The organism is Lachnoclostridium phocaeense, assembly GCF_959599685.1.
Taxonomy (GTDB): Bacteria; Bacillota; Clostridia; order Lachnospirales; family Lachnospiraceae; genus Claveliimonas; species Claveliimonas monacensis.
Genome location: NZ_CAUGIN010000009.1, coordinates 64,391 through 79,594, shown reverse-complemented (window position 1 = coordinate 79,594; position 15,204 = coordinate 64,391). Strand labels below are relative to the sequence as shown.

Sequence of the window (15,204 nt, the reverse complement as noted above, 5' to 3'; positions counted from 1 at the left end):
TCAATTTGTTCTGAATGATTTGCCGCTTTCGCTGCCAGCTGCCGCCTCCAGGATTCTCCCGCAGACTGCTTTCCATGAAATCCGGTCCAGATCCGGTCCGCGCACCTGCTCCGCGCAGATGCTTTCTCCGATCTTCTCTGCCAGCTTCCTCTCAAAGACAGGCAGATCCTCCGGGCAGGGCTCGGCCCCCCGCCTCATCCGGGGAGGCTCTACATAGAAGACAGGTGCGTGAGACACATAGGTTTCCATGAAGGGGCGAATCCCCGGCAGATCTGTCACCACCACCTTGCAGCCGCAGGCAAGCGCCTCCATGACAGTAAGGGGCAGTCCCTCATAGAAAGACGGCAGCACAAAGACATCGCTTTCATTGTACACATCCGCCAGCTTTTCCTGGAGCAGCCTGCCGGCAAAAATGATCGGACAGGGACACGCCTCCGCCAGAGTGCGTATCCTGCCCAGCTCACCCTCGTCTCCATTCCCTCCGGCCAGCGTAAGCTGCAGCTCTCTTCCTCCTGTCTCCACCAGGGCCAGGCTGCGGATCAGGCTTGCCACTCCCTTTTCCTGGCTCACCTTCCCCGCAAACGCAAGGCGAACAGGGTGTGATGTCCCGCCATCATTCGCCTTTTCTTCTTCCATTGCTCTGTCTGCTTTCCTGAAAAAAATGCGGTCATTGTAGCCTGTTCCCGCTATGCGCACCCGGCTCTCCTCCACTTTGTACATCTCCAGGATCTCTTCTTTCTGTGCCTGGTGGAGGGCAAAAATGCCGTCCAGCTCTCTCATGTGCTCACAGATAAAATCTCTCTGGAGATCATGTTTTTTCATCTGCCGCAGATCCGTGTTGTGACAGAAACCGTATACAGGAATCTCACGCGCACAGTCCCGCACAAGGGCTGTGACAAGGTACAGATGATGGCAAAGGATCAGATCCGGATGAAAAGACTCCACCGCTTCTTTGATCTTACGGCGGAAAACCTCCATATAGACGCGGACCATCCGGTCATCCATAGTACTGTAGACCGTGCTCTCGTAGGGCATCTTGTCAGACATCCCGGGGATGGCAAAGGGCAGTTCCTCTGACCGGAAGTATACAGGAAAGAAGTCCACGCCTCCGGGAAGGCAGACCTCATCTTCCCGGTATACACCGGCAAGGACCGCCTGCAAATGTCCCTCGCGGCCCAGCTCCCGCACCACCTCTGTAAGATAGACCCCGCTCCCGGTACTGTCCGGCTTCTGTGCGGTAACGCTCAAGATCCTCATTTTCCCCCGGCGATCCTTTCATAGACAGTAAAATAATACTCCAGATCAAAATAGGTCTGCTCGTCACTTGTCTTGGTCATCTTCCACTCCGGGTCCACATCCAGATCCGGGAACCATGTATCCGCGTCATAGGCATGATCCGTCCTGGTCACATAGGCCTTCCTGCACCATGGAAGAAGGCTTCTGTAGATGCTCTCCCCTCCGATGACAAAAATATCCTTCCTGGCATATTTTTTCAGTTCTTCCATAAGCTCTTCCATAGAGTGGACGATGACAGCATCCCCCGCCTTATAGTCGGGATCTGTGGTGAGCACAATGTTGGTCCGGTTCTTCAGGGGCTGCCCTCCCGGAAAGCTCTCCAGCGTCTTTCTCCCCATGACCACTATTTTTCCTGTGGTTGTCTCCCGAAAAAATTTCATATCCTGGGGAATGCTGACAAGGAGTTTGTTATCCTTGCCAATGGCCCAGTTTTTATCTACATTTACGATCAGATTCATAGCATCCTCCCTATTTTCTCCCCTGTTTTAGATAGCCACCGGTATATTTTTGATCTGCTCATGTGTCTGATAATCGATGAGCTTCACATCCTCCGGTGTAAAGTCGTAAAAGTCTTTGACCTCCGGATTGAGCCAGAATCCGGGCGCCGGAAGGGGTTCCCTGGCGATCAGTTCCTCCACCATGGGGATGTGGCGGTCGTAAATGTGGGCGTCTGCGATCACGTGGACCAGCTCTCCCACCTGCATGTCACAGACCTGAGCCAGCATATGCAGAAGCACTGCATACTGGCACACATTCCAGTTGTTTGCCGTCAGCACATCCTGGGAGCGCTGGTTCAGAATCCCGTTCAGCGTGAGTCTGTTACTGTCCTTTTCCTTGGTCACGTTGAAGGTCATGCTGTAGGCACATGGATAAAGACCCATCTCATGGAGATCCTGATGCACGTACATGTTTGTCATGATGCGCCTGCTGTATGGGTTGTGTTTCAGGTCATAGATCACCCGGTCCACCTGGTCCATCATCCCCTCCTTATACTGATGTTTCACCTGCATCTGATAGCCGTAGGCTTTCCCGATAGACCCGTTCTCGTCAGCCCAGCTGTCCCAGATGTGGGAGTGGAGATCGTGGATATTGTTGGATTTTCTCTGCCAGATCCACAAAAGCTCGTCCGTGCAGCTCTTGATGGCTGTCCGGCGCAGGGTGAGAGCCGGGAACTCCTTTGACAGGTCATATCTGTTTACCACGCCAAACTTCTTGACTGTGTAAGCCGGTGTTCCGTCCTCCCACACGGGGCGCACCTTCTCCCCTTCCGTGCTGGTGCCGTTGTCTATGATATCCCGGCACATATGAATAAATACCTGATCTGCGTAACTCATATCATCCTCCGTTATCTGCCCTGATTTTTTCGCCTGTTTGCCAGGCTACTTTTTTTCGGGCGCTATGAATATTATAGCAGTTCAGGACTTCTTGTTCAACCATTGGTTCCCTGCGCCAGATCCTTAACTAGCCGAAACACTCTTTCAGAATGCCATCCAGGGCGCTGGCGCTGCTGCTGTGTGATCTCTCCACCCGCACATCATAGCGCTCTGCTTCTTTGAGGGCACAGTGGACCATCTTGTGCGCCACAGTGGACGTGAACAGGATGATCAGATCCGGCTGCCCGATCTGTGTCTTCAGATTGCCGGCCATCCTTGTAAACACCTTTGCCTTACATTTATATTTCCTGCATATCTCTTTGTACTGACATTCCATCCGCTCATTTCCGCCTATGATGACAACGCTCATACCTGCGCTCCTTTCTCCCGGTTATGGGTGCCTCTTCCATTCTGAGTGCCGTTATTGTGCCGCGTTCGCCAGAGTTTCCCCGGCTTTTTCGCAGGCCTCCAGCGCCTCCTTATCAGGCGCTTCGTTTGCGATCACACCCTGTCCACCGACAAGCTCTGCTCCGGCTGCTTTCATCCTGTCTTCCCAGGTGCGCATCCATTCGCCGTCACCCCAGCCGTAGGAACCAAAGAGAAGGATCTTCTTCCCGGAAACCAGTCCCTCTAAGGCCTGTACAAAAGGCTCCATCTCCAGTTCTTCCAGCTCTTCCGCCCCCATAGAAGGGCATCCCAGGGCAAATGCATCCTCTGCCGCTATCTTTGCCGGATCTGCCTGGTCGACTGGCAGAAGCTCAGCCTCTGCTCCGCCTTCCACAATCCCCCTGGCAACAGCCTCCGCCATGGCCTGTGTGTTTCCTGTTCCACTCCAATATACAACTGCTATGCTCATATTCTTGTATCCTCCTTTTTTTCAGAAATAAATCAGGCTGCCTGTACGGCAATCTCACGCATCTTTCTCCCCTGGAGAAGCTCCCGCACCGCACAGTCCCTGGCATGATCATAGGCCCGGAACAATGCCTGCGCCCCGTCCGGATCGTGATACACTTTCCAGTAACCTGACAGCAGATAATCTTTTCCGTCATTTCGGATAAAACCTTCCACATCGGCCAGAGGGTAATCCAGGAAAACGCCGATCTCGTGAGGAAAGACCGTCTCCCGTCCGGCATACATGCCGATCCTGTCTGCCAGTCTCTCCAGCAGTTTTTCAGCAGATCCCTCCCGGTACCCAAAATCCGCAAGAAAATCCACATTTTCCCTGCGGCTTATATGCCGTTCAAAACTGACCTTCCTGTACAGGAATACAAGGCATCTGTCTTTTCTTACGGCAAGCACCTTGTAAGATATCCCCGTCCCCGCCAGTAGTTTTTTCAGCATCTTTCCGTCATGTGCGGGCAGATTTGTAATGGCAGAGGCCTTGATCCCCTTCAGAAAAGGGGCGCACTGCAATACAAGCTGTGACTGGAGCTTTCTCTCCCTGTCACTTTCTGATAAGAGATATGAGATCACTTCAACTGGCATTGGTTCCTCCTTTTTTTGAAATTGATTATCATTTGCTTTTTGTTACTATAGCACAGTTGAAAATGGTTTTCAATATCTTTGTTGATAAGTTTTCTCATTCACCTCTTTTCAGAAGAATCCACACGTCCCGGGGGCCCTTCATTCCGGGCAATAAAAAAGTGGCTGCATCCCCTAAGGATCAGCCACATTATAGAGCACTTTGTCCAGCATCTTTCGCAATGCCTGCACTTCTTTTTTTGTCATGCCGATAGTCAGCCTCTTATCGACCTTTTTGCGGTCTGCTTCCATCCTTCTGCGGATATCGTAGGCTTTCTCTGTCAGATAAATATTTTTGCAGCGCTTGTCTTTTGTACTTGGAACGATGAGGATATACCCCTTCTCGTCCAGCCGCTTCAGCAGTCCTGTCACAGTCGGATTTTTCAGGCTGAGGGCACGCTCCACATCCTTCTGGTTGATTTCCTCCTTCCGGCTGTGGAACAGATAATCCAGCACCGCACACTGGGACGCTGTGATCCCAAGAGTGCGCAGGCTGTTATTGACCTCTTTTTCATATACATTGTTGATCTGTTTAAACAGAAAACCAAGGGGGAGTTTTTCCTGCATACGATCATCCTTTCACTATTTCGCAGCTCCCTGCAGTCCATGAAACGCTCTCGCACGCCCCAGCACTCTGGCAATGGCGTAGTAGAGCAGGATATCTATGGGAAGAAGAATGGCCTCCTTCAGGATCCTGGCCGGCAGAAGCGCCCCGAAAGCACTGCCGTAGAGCACGGTCAGCCAGTATGTATTCAGGAGCAGATTGACAAACACCGTCACCAGCGTGTTGGCCACAATGACTCTCTTCAGGCTGAGAGGCCTTTTATAGAGCACTACCCCGTAGATCACGCCGCCCAGCAGTGCACTCACTGTAAATCCGGGGAAGAAGGCCCCCACTGGCTTTACAAGATACTTGGCAATGTCTGCCAGAGCGGCCAGCAGCCCTCCTGCCGCAGGCCCAAAAAGCATGCCTGTCAGCTCATTGGGGATAAAGGCAAAGCCGATCTTCAGGAAATCCCCCACCTGCACAGTGGCGTAAAAGCCCAACACCACAGCCAGGGCCAGCATCATAGCCATAACCGAAAGTTTTCTCACATCCTGCAGCTCTCCGAGAGAGTCCGCAAACATCTGTCTCATTTTTTTCATAAAAAATACCTCCTTTCGAAGTAGTCCTTAAAGCTACCCATAAGCAGGCATTTTCTGTCTATGTGTAGCAGCGGGATGCGGAATATGCACCGCAAGCACTCTTGCTTTTCGTCCGGCTGGCAACTCCCCGTCCATCCGGCACTTAACGCGCATCTTCCTACTCTGCTTCGTCTGTTCTATTGTTTACCGGCTCATTGTAACACACTTCCCCCTACTCTGTCCAGCCCCGTCCGCTTCTAACCCCGTCCGCTTCTAGTAGCTGCGGATCACGCTGCTGACCTCCTGCACTGCTTCCAGCCTTTTCAGGTCCTCCAGAGCCTCACTCATATGATACTCTTTTACCTCCTCTGTGACAATGACCAGCTCTGCGCTTCCCTTGGTGATCACCTTCTGCACCACCTTGGAGATGCTCACCTTGTGTCTTCCCAGCTCTCCCGCAATAGACGCCAGCACCCCGGGGCGGTTGGTCACCTGCATACGGATAAAGAATTTATTTTTCACGTCCCTGAATTTTTTCACAGGCACGCTTCGGTAGCACCCGCACCCGATCCTTCCCATGCAGCCATACTCCATGTTCCTCATCACATCAATAACATCACCGACCACTGCGCTGGCTGTGGGGAATTCGCCGGCTCCGCGCCCGTAGAACATGACATCATCCACTGCATCGCCGTGCACAAACACCGCATTGAACGACCCTCTGACCGTGGCAAGAGGATGGTCTTCGGGAAGGAGCATAGGGCAGACGTAGGCTTCCATCTGCCCCCGTCTTTCCCTGGCGATTCCAAGCAGTTTGATGACACATTCAAATTCCTTTGCGTACTTGATGTCACTGGACGAGATCTTTGTGATCCCCTCTGTATACACATCGTCAAAGACTACCGGAGAGTGAAAGGCCGTGGATGCCAGGATCGCCACTTTCCGCCCTGCGTCCAGTCCCTCGATATCCGCCGTTGGATCCGCCTCCGCATACCCCAGCTCTTTCGCCCTCTCGAGGGCCTCATCAAAGTCTTTGTTCTCCTCAAACATTTTGGTCAGGATATAGTTCGTCGTCCCATTGACGATCCCCACCACATCGGAGAGCTCATTGCCTGCCAGGCACTGCTTCAGAGGCCGGATGATAGGAATACCGCCGGCCACTGCCGCCTCAAAGAGAAGGTCCACACCGTTTTCCTTCGCTGCCGCCAACAGCTCGCCGCCATGCACCGCTATCAGATCCTTGTTTGCCGTCACCACATTTTTCCCGGACTGCAGCGCCCGCAGGATCATGGTCCTGGCCGGCTCTATGCCTCCCATGACTTCGATCACAATGGCGATGGAAGGATCATTTACAATTTTCTCAAAATCGTCCGTCAGCAGAGCCGGATCCACGCCCTCTCTCTTTTTATGGATATTGTGGACAAGGACAGCGCCTATCTCCATGGATGCCCCTGTCTTGTCCGCCAGCTCGTCTTTCCTTCTCACGAGGAGCTTGTACACGCCTCCTCCCACTGTTCCAAACCCAAGGAGTGCTGCCCTGATTGTCTTTTGTGTCTTCATACCTTCTCTCCCTTCTTTTGTTTCATGGGGTAAAGTATAGCACACTTTAGGGCAGTGCTCCAGAAAAATAATTTTTTCAAAAATGTTGTTGACATTTCCCCAAACATATAGTATAGTAATTTTTGTTCTGAGAAAACAGAACAGAGAAATGCGACAGTGGCTCAGTTGGTAGAGTACGACCTTGCCAAGGTCGGGGTCGCGGGTTCGAGCCCCGTCTGTCGCTCTTTTAGAAGACACAGCTTTGTATGCTGTGTCTTTTTTCTTTCTCCAGCTCTCCCAGAGCAGATAAAATATTTTCCTAAAAAAGTATTGACTTTTTCTAATTCCTGTAGTATATTATTTTTTGTTCCGAGTGAACAAAATAAACAAATGCGACAGTGGCTCAGTTGGTAGAGTACGACCTTGCCAAGGTCGGGGTCGCGGGTTCGAGCCCCGTCTGTCGCTCTAAAAAAGAACGGAAATCTGAATAACAGGTTTCCGTTTTTTTTGTATCACTCTCCACGCGCACCGCTCAGGATCTCCCATCATCACAAAGCAGCAGGGACATCTCTGTCACGAGATATCCCTGCTGTTCTATTATCCAACCGGAAAACTAATTCTCTTCTTCCTCCACAATAGCCAGTCCCAGCTCGTCCAGCTGCTTCTGGTCAACCAGTGTAGGTGCTTCTGTCATAAGATCTGAGGCGTCTTTCACCTTGGGGAAGGCGATCACGTCGCGGATGCTGTCCTCTTTTGCCATAAGCATGACAAGGCGGTCCAGTCCGTAGGCCAGTCCTGCGTGAGGCGGCACACCGTACTTGAAGGCAGTCAGAAGGAAGCCGAACTGCTCCTGCGCTCTCTCTGGTGTAAATCCAAGCACCTCAAACATTTTGCTCTGGATCTCCGGGTTGAAGATCCGAACGCTTCCGCCGCCGATCTCATTGCCGTTCAGCACAATATCATAGGCTTTTGCACGCACCCTGCCGGGATCTGTGTCAAGGTACTTAAGATCCTCCTCCATAGGCATGGTGAACGGGTGATGCATGGCTGTGTAGCGGTTTTCGTCCTCGTTCCACTCAAGAAGCGGGAACTCGGTGATCCAGATAAACTTGTACTCGTTTTTGTCCAGGAGCTCCATCTGGCGGGCCAGCTCAAGTCTCAGGTTGCCCAGCACATCCCAGACAACTTTATTTTTGTCAGCCGCAAAGAGAAGAAGGTCGCCGTTCTCTCCCTCCATGGCCCGGATAAGGGCTTTCATCTCCTCTTCTGTCATGAATTTGGCAAAAGAGGATTTCACTGTGCCGTCCTCCTGGATGGCAATGTAGGCAAGTCCTTTTGAGCCGAAGTCCTTTGCAAAAGATACCAGCTTGTCGATTTTCTTTCTCGGCATGGCGCCCTGTCCCTTGGCGTTGATACCCCGGACCGTGCCGCCGTTTTCGATAGCATTTTTAAAGACAACAAATTCACTGTCTTTTACAGTCTCTGTCACATCTTTCAGTTCCATGCCAAAGCGGATGTCCGGCTTGTCGGAACCGTAGCGGTCCATGGCCTCCTGCCATGTCATCCTCTGGATCGGAAGGGATACTTCCACGCCCAGCACCTCATGGAACAGTTTTGCCAGAAGGCGCTCATTGACGTCGATCACATCATCCACATCCACGAAGGAAAGCTCCATGTCGATCTGGGTAAACTCCGGCTGACGGTCTGCCCGCAGGTCCTCGTCCCGGAAGCATTTTGCAAGCTGGAAATAGCGGTCGCATCCGGAGCACATGAGAAGCTGCTTGAAAAGCTGGGGAGACTGGGGCAGCGCGTAGAAATGCCCGTGGTGGATACGGCTTGGCACAAGGTAATCCCTGGCTCCCTCCGGTGTGCTTCCCACAAGAACCGGCGTCTCTATCTCAAGAAATCCCTCGTCTGCAAGAAACTGGCGGGTCAGTGTGGCCACCTGGCTTCTCATCAGCAGGTTTCTCTGCATGTCCGGTCTGCGCAGATCCAGATAGCGGTATTTAAGACGCACTTCTTCTTTTGTCTTTGAGTTTTCTTCCACCTGGAAGGGAGGGGTCTCCGCCTCAGACAGCACTCTCAGTTCCTCCGGGATGATCTCGATTTCCCCGGTGGCGATGTTTGTGTTGACAGCGCCGGAACGTTTCTCCACTTTGCCCACAATGGCAACTACATACTCCGCACGGAGTTTTGCCGCTTTTTCAAGAAGGGCGCTGTCTGTCTTGCCCTCCTCAAACACTGCCTGTATGATACCGGACCGGTCTCTCACATCTACAAAGTCGAGACCTCCTTTATTCCTGTTTTTCTGCACCCAGCCCATGATGGTGACTGTCTCGCCGATGTTGGCAACGGACAGTTCCCCGCAGCGGTGGGTTCTCTTTAAGCCCTGCATTGACTCTGCCATTTTCTCTTCTCCTTTTTCATTATATCTTTATTATAATCTGTCTACTGAGTCTGCGTAGCAGTCAATGATGGTGTCGTATCCTTCCTCAGTAAGCTGCTCCTTCTGGAACTTTTTATTTTTCTTCATGTTGGCCACCAGCACCTGTTTTCCGGCCTTCCTGTCCTCTTTTGCCAGGGAGAGTACCTTGAGCACGCCTTCCTTCGGCATGTTTTTCTCCATGAGATATGCCTTTTTCTCCCCTTTTGAAGGAACCTGGTAACCGTTCTCCAGAAGCAGCATGACGATGCGCTCAAAGCCGATGGAAAATCCGCAGGCCGGTGTATCCTGCCCTGTAAATTTCCCGATCATCTTGTCGTAGCGGCCTCCACCTGCCACGGAACCGCCGAAGTCATCCATGACCACCTCGAAGATAGTGCCTGTGTAGTAGGACTGCCCGCGCACCATGGTGGGGGTGAAACGGATCTTGAATTCCGCTTCCTTCGCAGTCTCCACGCTGGACATGATCATCTCCATGTTCTCTGCCGTCTCATCGCTGAGATACTCTCCCAGCTTTTCCTTCAGGTAGCGGATGCCGCTGACGTCTCCCGGCGTCTCGTCAAAGAGCCGAAGGTAGGTGTCCACATTTTCCCTTGTGTAGCCAAGCTCCATCAGTTCCTGGGCCACGGCTTCGGGGCCGATCTTGTCCATCTTGTCCAGGATGATGAAGACCTCGTCATAGTCTTTCTCTGCAAATCCGCTGTAGGCAGCCATGGCCTTCAGGATATTCCGGTCATTGATGCAGACCGTGAAATTTTCAAATCCCATCTTTCCAAGCATGGCCGTGGTGGCAAGGATCAGCTCGATCTCAGCCAGGTTGCCGGCCTCTCCCAGAATATCGATATCGCACTGCACGAACTGGCGGAAACGCCCCTTCTGTGGACGGTCAGCCCGCCATACATTTCCGATCTGCAGGGCTTTGAAGGGGGATGGGAGCTCGTTGGAATGGTTGGAGTAGTACCTGGCCAGAGGCACTGTCAGATCGTAGCGGAGTCCTCCGTCCACCACGTCCATCTCCTCCTGGGCTTCCTTTATTTTCAGCTTTTCTCCTCTTTTCAGGATCTTGAAGATCAGTTTTTCATTGTCCCCGCCCTGTTTGCTGCACAGATTTTCGATGTGCTCCACACAGGGAGTCTCCATGGACATGAATCCGTAGGTTTTGTAAGTATCCTTGATCATCTGGATCACGTAATCCCTGATCTCCATCTCACGGGGCAGAATATCCTTCATGCCTGTGACCGGCTTTTTCTTCAGCGCCATAACCATTCTCCTTTTCGATTTATCATTTCATCAATACGGGTGATGTAGTCTCTGATATTTTTTACATTTTCCACCCGCACAAGTGTTGTCTTTCTGCCATGTCTGCTGCCCGGAACAATGATAGGTTCATCCAGCAGGATCTTGGTGGATGAACCTGCTCCCGCAGCAATAATGGTCTGTTTTTCTTCCATAATAAGTATATTGTAAATTCCCGCTTTGTCAACCTTTGCAAAGCCAACATTTTCAAAATTGCCGGCAATATTCTTCTGGCGGTACAGGTAGTAGGGGAAAAGACCCATGCTGCGCGCAGCCCCGTAGGCTTCCTCGATCATGGCGGACAGCTCCCGGGCCATCGCCGCCGGATCCCCGGCAAGAGACGCGATGCTGCCTGTGGTGCTCTTCTCCTGTCCCATCTTTGCCGCCCGCTTGATGGCAAGGGAGTGGACCGTCAGACTGTCCGGCCCCATGGCGCTGATCTTCTCCAGCGTGTCCGCCATGTCAGCGGCCGTCTCCCCCGGCAGCCCGGCAATGAGATCCATATTGATATTGTCAAACCCAAGGCTCCGTGCCATGTAAAAGCTCTCCTCGATCTCCCGGGCCGTGTGCCGTCTCCCGATGAGATCCAGCGTCTTCTGCTGCATGGTCTGGGGATTGATAGAGATGCGGGTGATGCCGTGAGCCCGGAGCACTTTCAGCTTCCCTTCCGTGATGCTGTCCGGGCGTCCCGCCTCCACCGTGTACTCCAGCAGATGCTCCCGGGAAAAGCAGCGGTCGATACAGGACAACAGCCGCTCAAGCTGCTCCTCACTCAGCGTAGTGGGGGTACCGCCGCCAATGTAGACCGTGTTCAGCTTCTTTCCCTGACGCCCTGCTCTCTGCCCGATCCACTCCAGCTCCTTCATCAGTGCCCCCAGGTAATCCTCCACATGATCCTTCCACAGATCAATGGGGCCGGAGCTGAAAGAGCAGTAGCTGCACACAGAGGGGCAGAAAGGAATACCCACGTAGAGACTGTAGCCGTCGCGGTAGTCCAGCCGCCCCAGGATCTTCTTCTCACGGCCGGCAATCTGCCAGGCAAGGACAGCCTTCCCGGGGCTCACAAGAGAGTCCTCCCCGAACCATTTTACAAAGGACTCCTCATCCATTCCCTGCTCCTGCTTCTGCATGGCGATCTTGGTGGGGCGCACGCCTGTCAGGATCCCCCAGGCAAGCTCCTTTCCTGTGTACTCTCTGCAGGCCTTATAGAGCGCCACGTCCACAGCGTACTTTTTCCGGCTCCGGTCCTCTTCCGCCGGGATATCCTCCTTCTTCACCACAAAGACACTGCCGTCCGGGAAGGTGATCCGAAAGACATCTTCCATCTCCTCTGATACATTCTGTTGCACATCCTCCTCCGGGAAAAACGCCTTGGCAAGGTGATAAGTATTGTATGTATACATGTCGTTGCTGCAGCTCAAAAAAATCATGATCTTGTATGTCCATCCTTCCTATTGTGTATGTTGCACCAGACACGATGCACAATTACACGGGGGTTGACGCAATTCCGGACGTAATACTTTTAAAAAGTATTACGTCCGGAATTGCGTTAAATAAACGGATTATGCTTTCTCTCGTGCCCGATTGTAGTCTCTCCCATATGACCCGGGTACACTTTCACATCATCCGGCAGCGCCATGACCTTTTCACGGAGAGACCGGATCAGATCCGACATGCTGCTGTTGGGGAAGTCTGTGCGGCCCACTGAGTTCTGGAACAGAGTGTCGCCGCTGAACAACACCTTCTCGTTCTCCAGGTAATAGCAGACGCCGCCCGGGGTGTGTCCCGGCGTGTGGATCACCTGGAAGGACGCTCCCGCCAGCTCCAGCGTCTGTCCGTCCCGCACATAGGTAGCCCCGTCAAAAGTATAGCCGTCTGTGTAGCTGATAGACAGGTTCAAAGACGGATCCAGAAGAGTCTCCCGGTCTCCCTCGTGGGCGTACACCGGAACCGGAAATTCTCTGCGCAGGTCGCCGATTCCCATAATATGGTCGAAATGACCGTGGGTGAGAAGAATAGCCTCCACCTGCAGTCCTTCGCTTTTGATGTGTCCCATCAGATAAGAGGGACAGGCCGCCGGGTCAATGAAAACCGTCTGCTTTGTCTCCTCGTTGATGACAAGATAACAGTTTGTGCTGATGATACCTGTGACAAATTTTTCTATTTTCATACTCTGTCTATACCTCTGTGTATATTCTCCGTGTATCGTGTAGCTATATCAGGTTTTCCGGCATCCTCTACCCTGCCGCTCTCTCAATATCAATGATACCGTCCAGCTGCTGCAGCTTCTTGGACACCGCTGAGAGTTCCTCCCGTCCGTGCACGATAAATCCCGCCTCAATAGTGGCAGTTCCCTTTTTGCTGGTGCGCACATTCAGAGATTTTACATCCAGCTTCGCCTCGGTGAAGATCTTGGAGATCTCCATGAGAAGTCCCTGGCGGTCGTAAGCGTACATCTTGATCTCAGCAAGATACTGGCCGCCCTCTTCCTCAGCCACCTCGCTCTCCCACTCTACGTCGATGAGCCGGGCCCGCTCTGCATCCGTCAGATGCAGCATGTTGACGCAGTCTGTCCGGTGGATGGAAAGTCCTCTTCCCCTTGTGACAAATCCCACGATCTCATCCCCGGGCACCGGATTGCAGCATCTGGAGAACCGGACAGCCATGTCATCGATGCCCTTCACCACAATGCCGCTCTTTGACTTGGCGATATGGACCTTATTTCTGGCAGCTTCAGCCACCTTTTCCAATACCACCTCATCTGTGATCTCCTGCTTGTGCTCTTTGCTGTACTCCTCCATAAGCCGGTTGACCACCTGGCCCTCCTTCAATCCGCCGTGGCCGATGGCAGCCAGCACAGAATCCCAGTCCCGGAAACCGTATTTCTTCTGAACAACCTCCTGGTACTTGGGTTTCATGATGTTGGTCAGATTAATGGTCTTAGTCTTGCAATAGCTGGCAATGAGCTCCTTGCCCCGGACGATATTGTCTTCCTTAAATTCCTTCTTAAACCACTGGTTGATCTTGTTCTTGGCCTGGGTGCTCTTGACAATATTCAGCCAGTCCCGGCTGGGTCCCCTGGAATTCTGGGAAGTGAGAATCTCAATCCTGTCACCGTTCTGGATCTTATAGTCAATATTTACCAGCTTGCCGTTGACTCTGGCCCCCACCATCTTGTTGCCCACCGCACTGTGGATGGCGTAAGCAAAATCCACCGGTGTGGAACCGTTTGGCAGGCTCTTGACATCTCCATCCGGAGTAAAACAATATACTTCCTCCGCAAAAAGATCCAGGTCCCCCTTGAGCATGCTGAGAAATTCCCTGTTGTCCGACATATCCCTCTGCCACTCCAGGATCTGGCGGAGCCAGTTGAGCTTCTCCTCCTCCTGGGCCTTCACGTTCTTCTTCCCATCATTGGACTCTTTGTATTTCCAGTGAGCGGCAATACCGTACTCAGCCGTCTTGTGCATCTCCTGGGTACGGATCTGTATCTCAAAAGGCTGGCCCACAGAACTCATCAGCGTCGTGTGGAGAGACTGATACATATTTGCCTTGGGCATGGCAATATAGTCCTTAAATCTCCCCGGGATAGGCGTATACATCTCATGGATCACGCCGAGGGCCGCATAGCAGTCCTTCACCGAGTCCACAATGATACGCACAGCAAATAGATCGTAGATCTGATCCACTGTCTTATCCTGGTTCACCATCTTCTTATAAATGCTGAAGAAATGCTTCACCCGGCCATTAATCTCTGCTTTGATCCCCGCATTTTTAATGTGCTGGGATACTTCCTCTACGATCTGCTGGACAAACTCTTCCCTCTCCGTCTTTCTGGCATTGATCTGATCCACCAGATCATAAAACACTTCCGGCTGAGAATACTTCAAAGCCAGGTCATCCAGCTCTGTCTTGATCTTGGAAATACCGAGCCTCTGCGCAATGGGCGCATAGATGTCCATGGTCTCCCTGGCCTTTTCTTTCTGCTTCTCCGGGCGCATAAACTGGAGTGTTCTCATGTTGTGGAGCCGGTCTGCCAGCTTGATGATAATGACCCGGATATCCTTCGCCATGGCCAGGAACATCTTACGCAGATTTTCCGCCTGCACCTCCAGCTTATCGGAGGAGTAGGACAGCTGTCCCAGCTTAGTGACGCCATCCACGAGAAGGGCCACTTCCTCGCCGAACTCCTGCCGGATCTGCTCGTCTGTCACGGCCGTATCCTCCACCACATCATGGAGCATACCCGCCACAATGGTCTCTTTGTCCATCTCCAGATCTGCCAGGATAATAGCCACCCAGAGAGGATGTATGATATAGGGCTCACCGGATTTTCGGCACTGCCCGTTATGAGCTTCTTTTGCCAGCGTAAACGCCTTCTCTATCATGGAAACATCTGTCGATGGATGGTACTTTCGGATCCGGGCGATCAGCATCTGGTACAGCTGCTCCGGGTCCTGGTAATCCTCCGGAGACTTCACTGCATGGCCATCCACAATCTCCAGCCCCAGCATCTGATTTTCCATAATAGATTCGGGCGCAATACGGTTTTTACTGTCCGATTCATAGGTCATTACTGCCATATCTGTTCCCTCCTCCTTTTCTTTATTC

14 protein-coding genes, 2 tRNA genes and 1 riboswitch are annotated in these 15,204 nt (G+C 52.4%); of the genes, 2 read left to right on the top strand and 14 right to left on the bottom strand.

Annotation, left to right across the window (positions count from 1 at the left end; translation table 11 throughout):
* From Q5911_RS06035 to Q5911_RS05995, 9 genes are all read right to left on the bottom strand, one after another.
* On the bottom strand, positions 1-1,257 hold the full coding sequence (locus tag Q5911_RS06035) for a glycosyltransferase family 4 protein (RefSeq protein ID WP_303181695.1): 1,257 nt from the start codon (positions 1,255-1,257) through the stop codon (positions 1-3).
* A complete protein-coding gene (locus Q5911_RS06030; protein ID WP_076777111.1) occupies positions 1,254-1,754 on the bottom strand; it encodes a dihydrofolate reductase in 501 nt (166 codons plus the stop codon). Before Q5911_RS06030 ends, Q5911_RS06035 begins: the two co-directional genes overlap by 4 nt.
* Before the next feature lie 27 nt (positions 1,755-1,781).
* Positions 1,782-2,630, bottom strand: coding sequence for a thymidylate synthase (thyA, locus tag Q5911_RS06025; RefSeq protein WP_226395256.1), 849 nt, complete (start codon positions 2,628-2,630; stop codon positions 1,782-1,784).
* 127 nt (positions 2,631-2,757) lie between these two features.
* On the bottom strand, positions 2,758-3,039 hold the full coding sequence (locus tag Q5911_RS06020) for a DUF2325 domain-containing protein (protein ID WP_076777107.1): 282 nt from the start codon (positions 3,037-3,039) through the stop codon (positions 2,758-2,760).
* A gap of 51 nt (positions 3,040-3,090) precedes the next feature.
* A complete protein-coding gene (locus tag Q5911_RS06015; protein ID WP_281724983.1) occupies positions 3,091-3,525 on the bottom strand; it encodes a flavodoxin in 435 nt (144 codons plus the stop codon).
* A 32-nt stretch (positions 3,526-3,557) separates the two neighbouring features.
* The gene (locus Q5911_RS06010) at positions 3,558-4,154 is read right to left on the bottom strand and encodes a DUF3793 family protein (protein ID WP_076777103.1); all 597 of its coding nucleotides are present in this window, start codon (positions 4,152-4,154) and stop codon (positions 3,558-3,560) included.
* 171 nt (positions 4,155-4,325) lie between these two features.
* Positions 4,326-4,757, bottom strand: a complete 432-nt coding sequence (locus Q5911_RS06005) for a MarR family winged helix-turn-helix transcriptional regulator (RefSeq protein WP_033126619.1) — start codon at positions 4,755-4,757, stop codon at positions 4,326-4,328.
* A gap of 15 nt (positions 4,758-4,772) precedes the next feature.
* The gene (locus tag Q5911_RS06000) at positions 4,773-5,336 is read right to left on the bottom strand and encodes a folate family ECF transporter S component (protein WP_076777101.1); all 564 of its coding nucleotides are present in this window, start codon (positions 5,334-5,336) and stop codon (positions 4,773-4,775) included.
* Between the two features lie 66 nt (positions 5,337-5,402).
* A riboswitch (THF riboswitch) is annotated at positions 5,403-5,503 on the bottom strand.
* Positions 5,504-5,588: 85 nt separating this feature from the next.
* Positions 5,589-6,875, bottom strand: a complete 1,287-nt coding sequence (locus Q5911_RS05995) for a homoserine dehydrogenase (protein WP_303181689.1) — start codon at positions 6,873-6,875, stop codon at positions 5,589-5,591.
* 150 nt (positions 6,876-7,025) lie between these two features.
* Between Q5911_RS05995 and Q5911_RS05990 the strand changes: the two genes are divergently transcribed.
* Both Q5911_RS05990 and Q5911_RS05985 read left to right on the top strand, forming a co-directional pair.
* Positions 7,026-7,098: transfer RNA gene (locus tag Q5911_RS05990), tRNA-Gly, on the top strand.
* A 148-nt stretch (positions 7,099-7,246) separates the two neighbouring features.
* Positions 7,247-7,319: transfer RNA gene (locus Q5911_RS05985), tRNA-Gly, on the top strand.
* A gap of 148 nt (positions 7,320-7,467) precedes the next feature.
* Here the strand turns inward: Q5911_RS05985 and aspS are convergent.
* From aspS to Q5911_RS05960, 5 genes are all read right to left on the bottom strand, one after another.
* Positions 7,468-9,261 carry an aspartate--tRNA ligase gene (gene aspS, locus Q5911_RS05980; RefSeq protein ID WP_303181687.1) on the bottom strand — a complete coding sequence of 598 codons (1,794 nt, stop codon included), beginning with the start codon at positions 9,259-9,261 and terminating at the stop codon, positions 7,468-7,470.
* 30 nt (positions 9,262-9,291) lie between these two features.
* Positions 9,292-10,563 carry a histidine--tRNA ligase gene (gene hisS / locus Q5911_RS05975; RefSeq protein ID WP_303181685.1) on the bottom strand — a complete coding sequence of 424 codons (1,272 nt, stop codon included), beginning with the start codon at positions 10,561-10,563 and terminating at the stop codon, positions 9,292-9,294.
* The gene (gene hemZ / locus Q5911_RS05970; RefSeq protein ID WP_303181683.1) at positions 10,548-12,023 is read right to left on the bottom strand and encodes a coproporphyrinogen dehydrogenase HemZ; all 1,476 of its coding nucleotides are present in this window, start codon (positions 12,021-12,023) and stop codon (positions 10,548-10,550) included. The genes hisS and hemZ overlap by 16 nt, the downstream gene beginning before the upstream one ends.
* Positions 12,024-12,142: 119 nt before the next feature.
* Positions 12,143-12,763 (bottom strand): MBL fold metallo-hydrolase, encoded by a 621-nt coding sequence (locus Q5911_RS05965; protein WP_303181681.1) that lies wholly within the window; start codon positions 12,761-12,763, stop codon positions 12,143-12,145.
* 67 nt (positions 12,764-12,830) lie between these two features.
* Complete coding sequence (locus Q5911_RS05960) at positions 12,831-15,119, bottom strand: RelA/SpoT family protein (RefSeq protein ID WP_076780783.1); 2,289 nt, start codon at positions 15,117-15,119, stop codon at positions 12,831-12,833.
* Positions 15,120-15,204: the final 85 nt, after the last annotated feature.

What these genes read in the sequence shown, in the direction of transcription:
- hemZ (WP_303181683.1), bottom strand. Translation starts at nt 12,023, where the DNA reads ATGATTTTTTTGAGCTGCAGCAACGACATGTATACATACAATACTTAT.
- thyA (WP_226395256.1), bottom strand. Translation starts at nt 2,630, where the DNA reads ATGAGTTACGCAGATCAGGTATTTATTCATATGTGCCGGGATATCATA.
- Q5911_RS05960 (WP_076780783.1), bottom strand. Translation starts at nt 15,119, where the DNA reads ATGGAAAATCAGATGCTGGGGCTGGAGATTGTGGATGGCCATGCAGTG.
- Q5911_RS06010 (WP_076777103.1), bottom strand. Translation starts at nt 4,154, where the DNA reads ATGCCAGTTGAAGTGATCTCATATCTCTTATCAGAAAGTGACAGGGAG.
- Q5911_RS05995 (WP_303181689.1), bottom strand. Translation starts at nt 6,875, where the DNA reads ATGAAGACACAAAAGACAATCAGGGCAGCACTCCTTGGGTTTGGAACA.
- Q5911_RS05965 (WP_303181681.1), bottom strand. Translation starts at nt 12,763, where the DNA reads ATGAAAATAGAAAAATTTGTCACAGGTATCATCAGCACAAACTGTTAT.
- Q5911_RS06030 (WP_076777111.1), bottom strand. Translation starts at nt 1,754, where the DNA reads ATGAATCTGATCGTAAATGTAGATAAAAACTGGGCCATTGGCAAGGAT.
- Q5911_RS06020 (WP_076777107.1), bottom strand. Translation starts at nt 3,039, where the DNA reads ATGAGCGTTGTCATCATAGGCGGAAATGAGCGGATGGAATGTCAGTAC.
- Q5911_RS06005 (WP_033126619.1), bottom strand. Translation starts at nt 4,757, where the DNA reads ATGCAGGAAAAACTCCCCCTTGGTTTTCTGTTTAAACAGATCAACAAT.
- aspS (WP_303181687.1), bottom strand. Translation starts at nt 9,261, where the DNA reads ATGGCAGAGTCAATGCAGGGCTTAAAGAGAACCCACCGCTGCGGGGAA.
- Q5911_RS06000 (WP_076777101.1), bottom strand. Translation starts at nt 5,336, where the DNA reads ATGAAAAAAATGAGACAGATGTTTGCGGACTCTCTCGGAGAGCTGCAG.
- Q5911_RS06035 (WP_303181695.1), bottom strand. Translation starts at nt 1,257, where the DNA reads ATGAGGATCTTGAGCGTTACCGCACAGAAGCCGGACAGTACCGGGAGC.
- hisS (WP_303181685.1), bottom strand. Translation starts at nt 10,563, where the DNA reads ATGGTTATGGCGCTGAAGAAAAAGCCGGTCACAGGCATGAAGGATATT.
- Q5911_RS06015 (WP_281724983.1), bottom strand. Translation starts at nt 3,525, where the DNA reads ATGAGCATAGCAGTTGTATATTGGAGTGGAACAGGAAACACACAGGCC.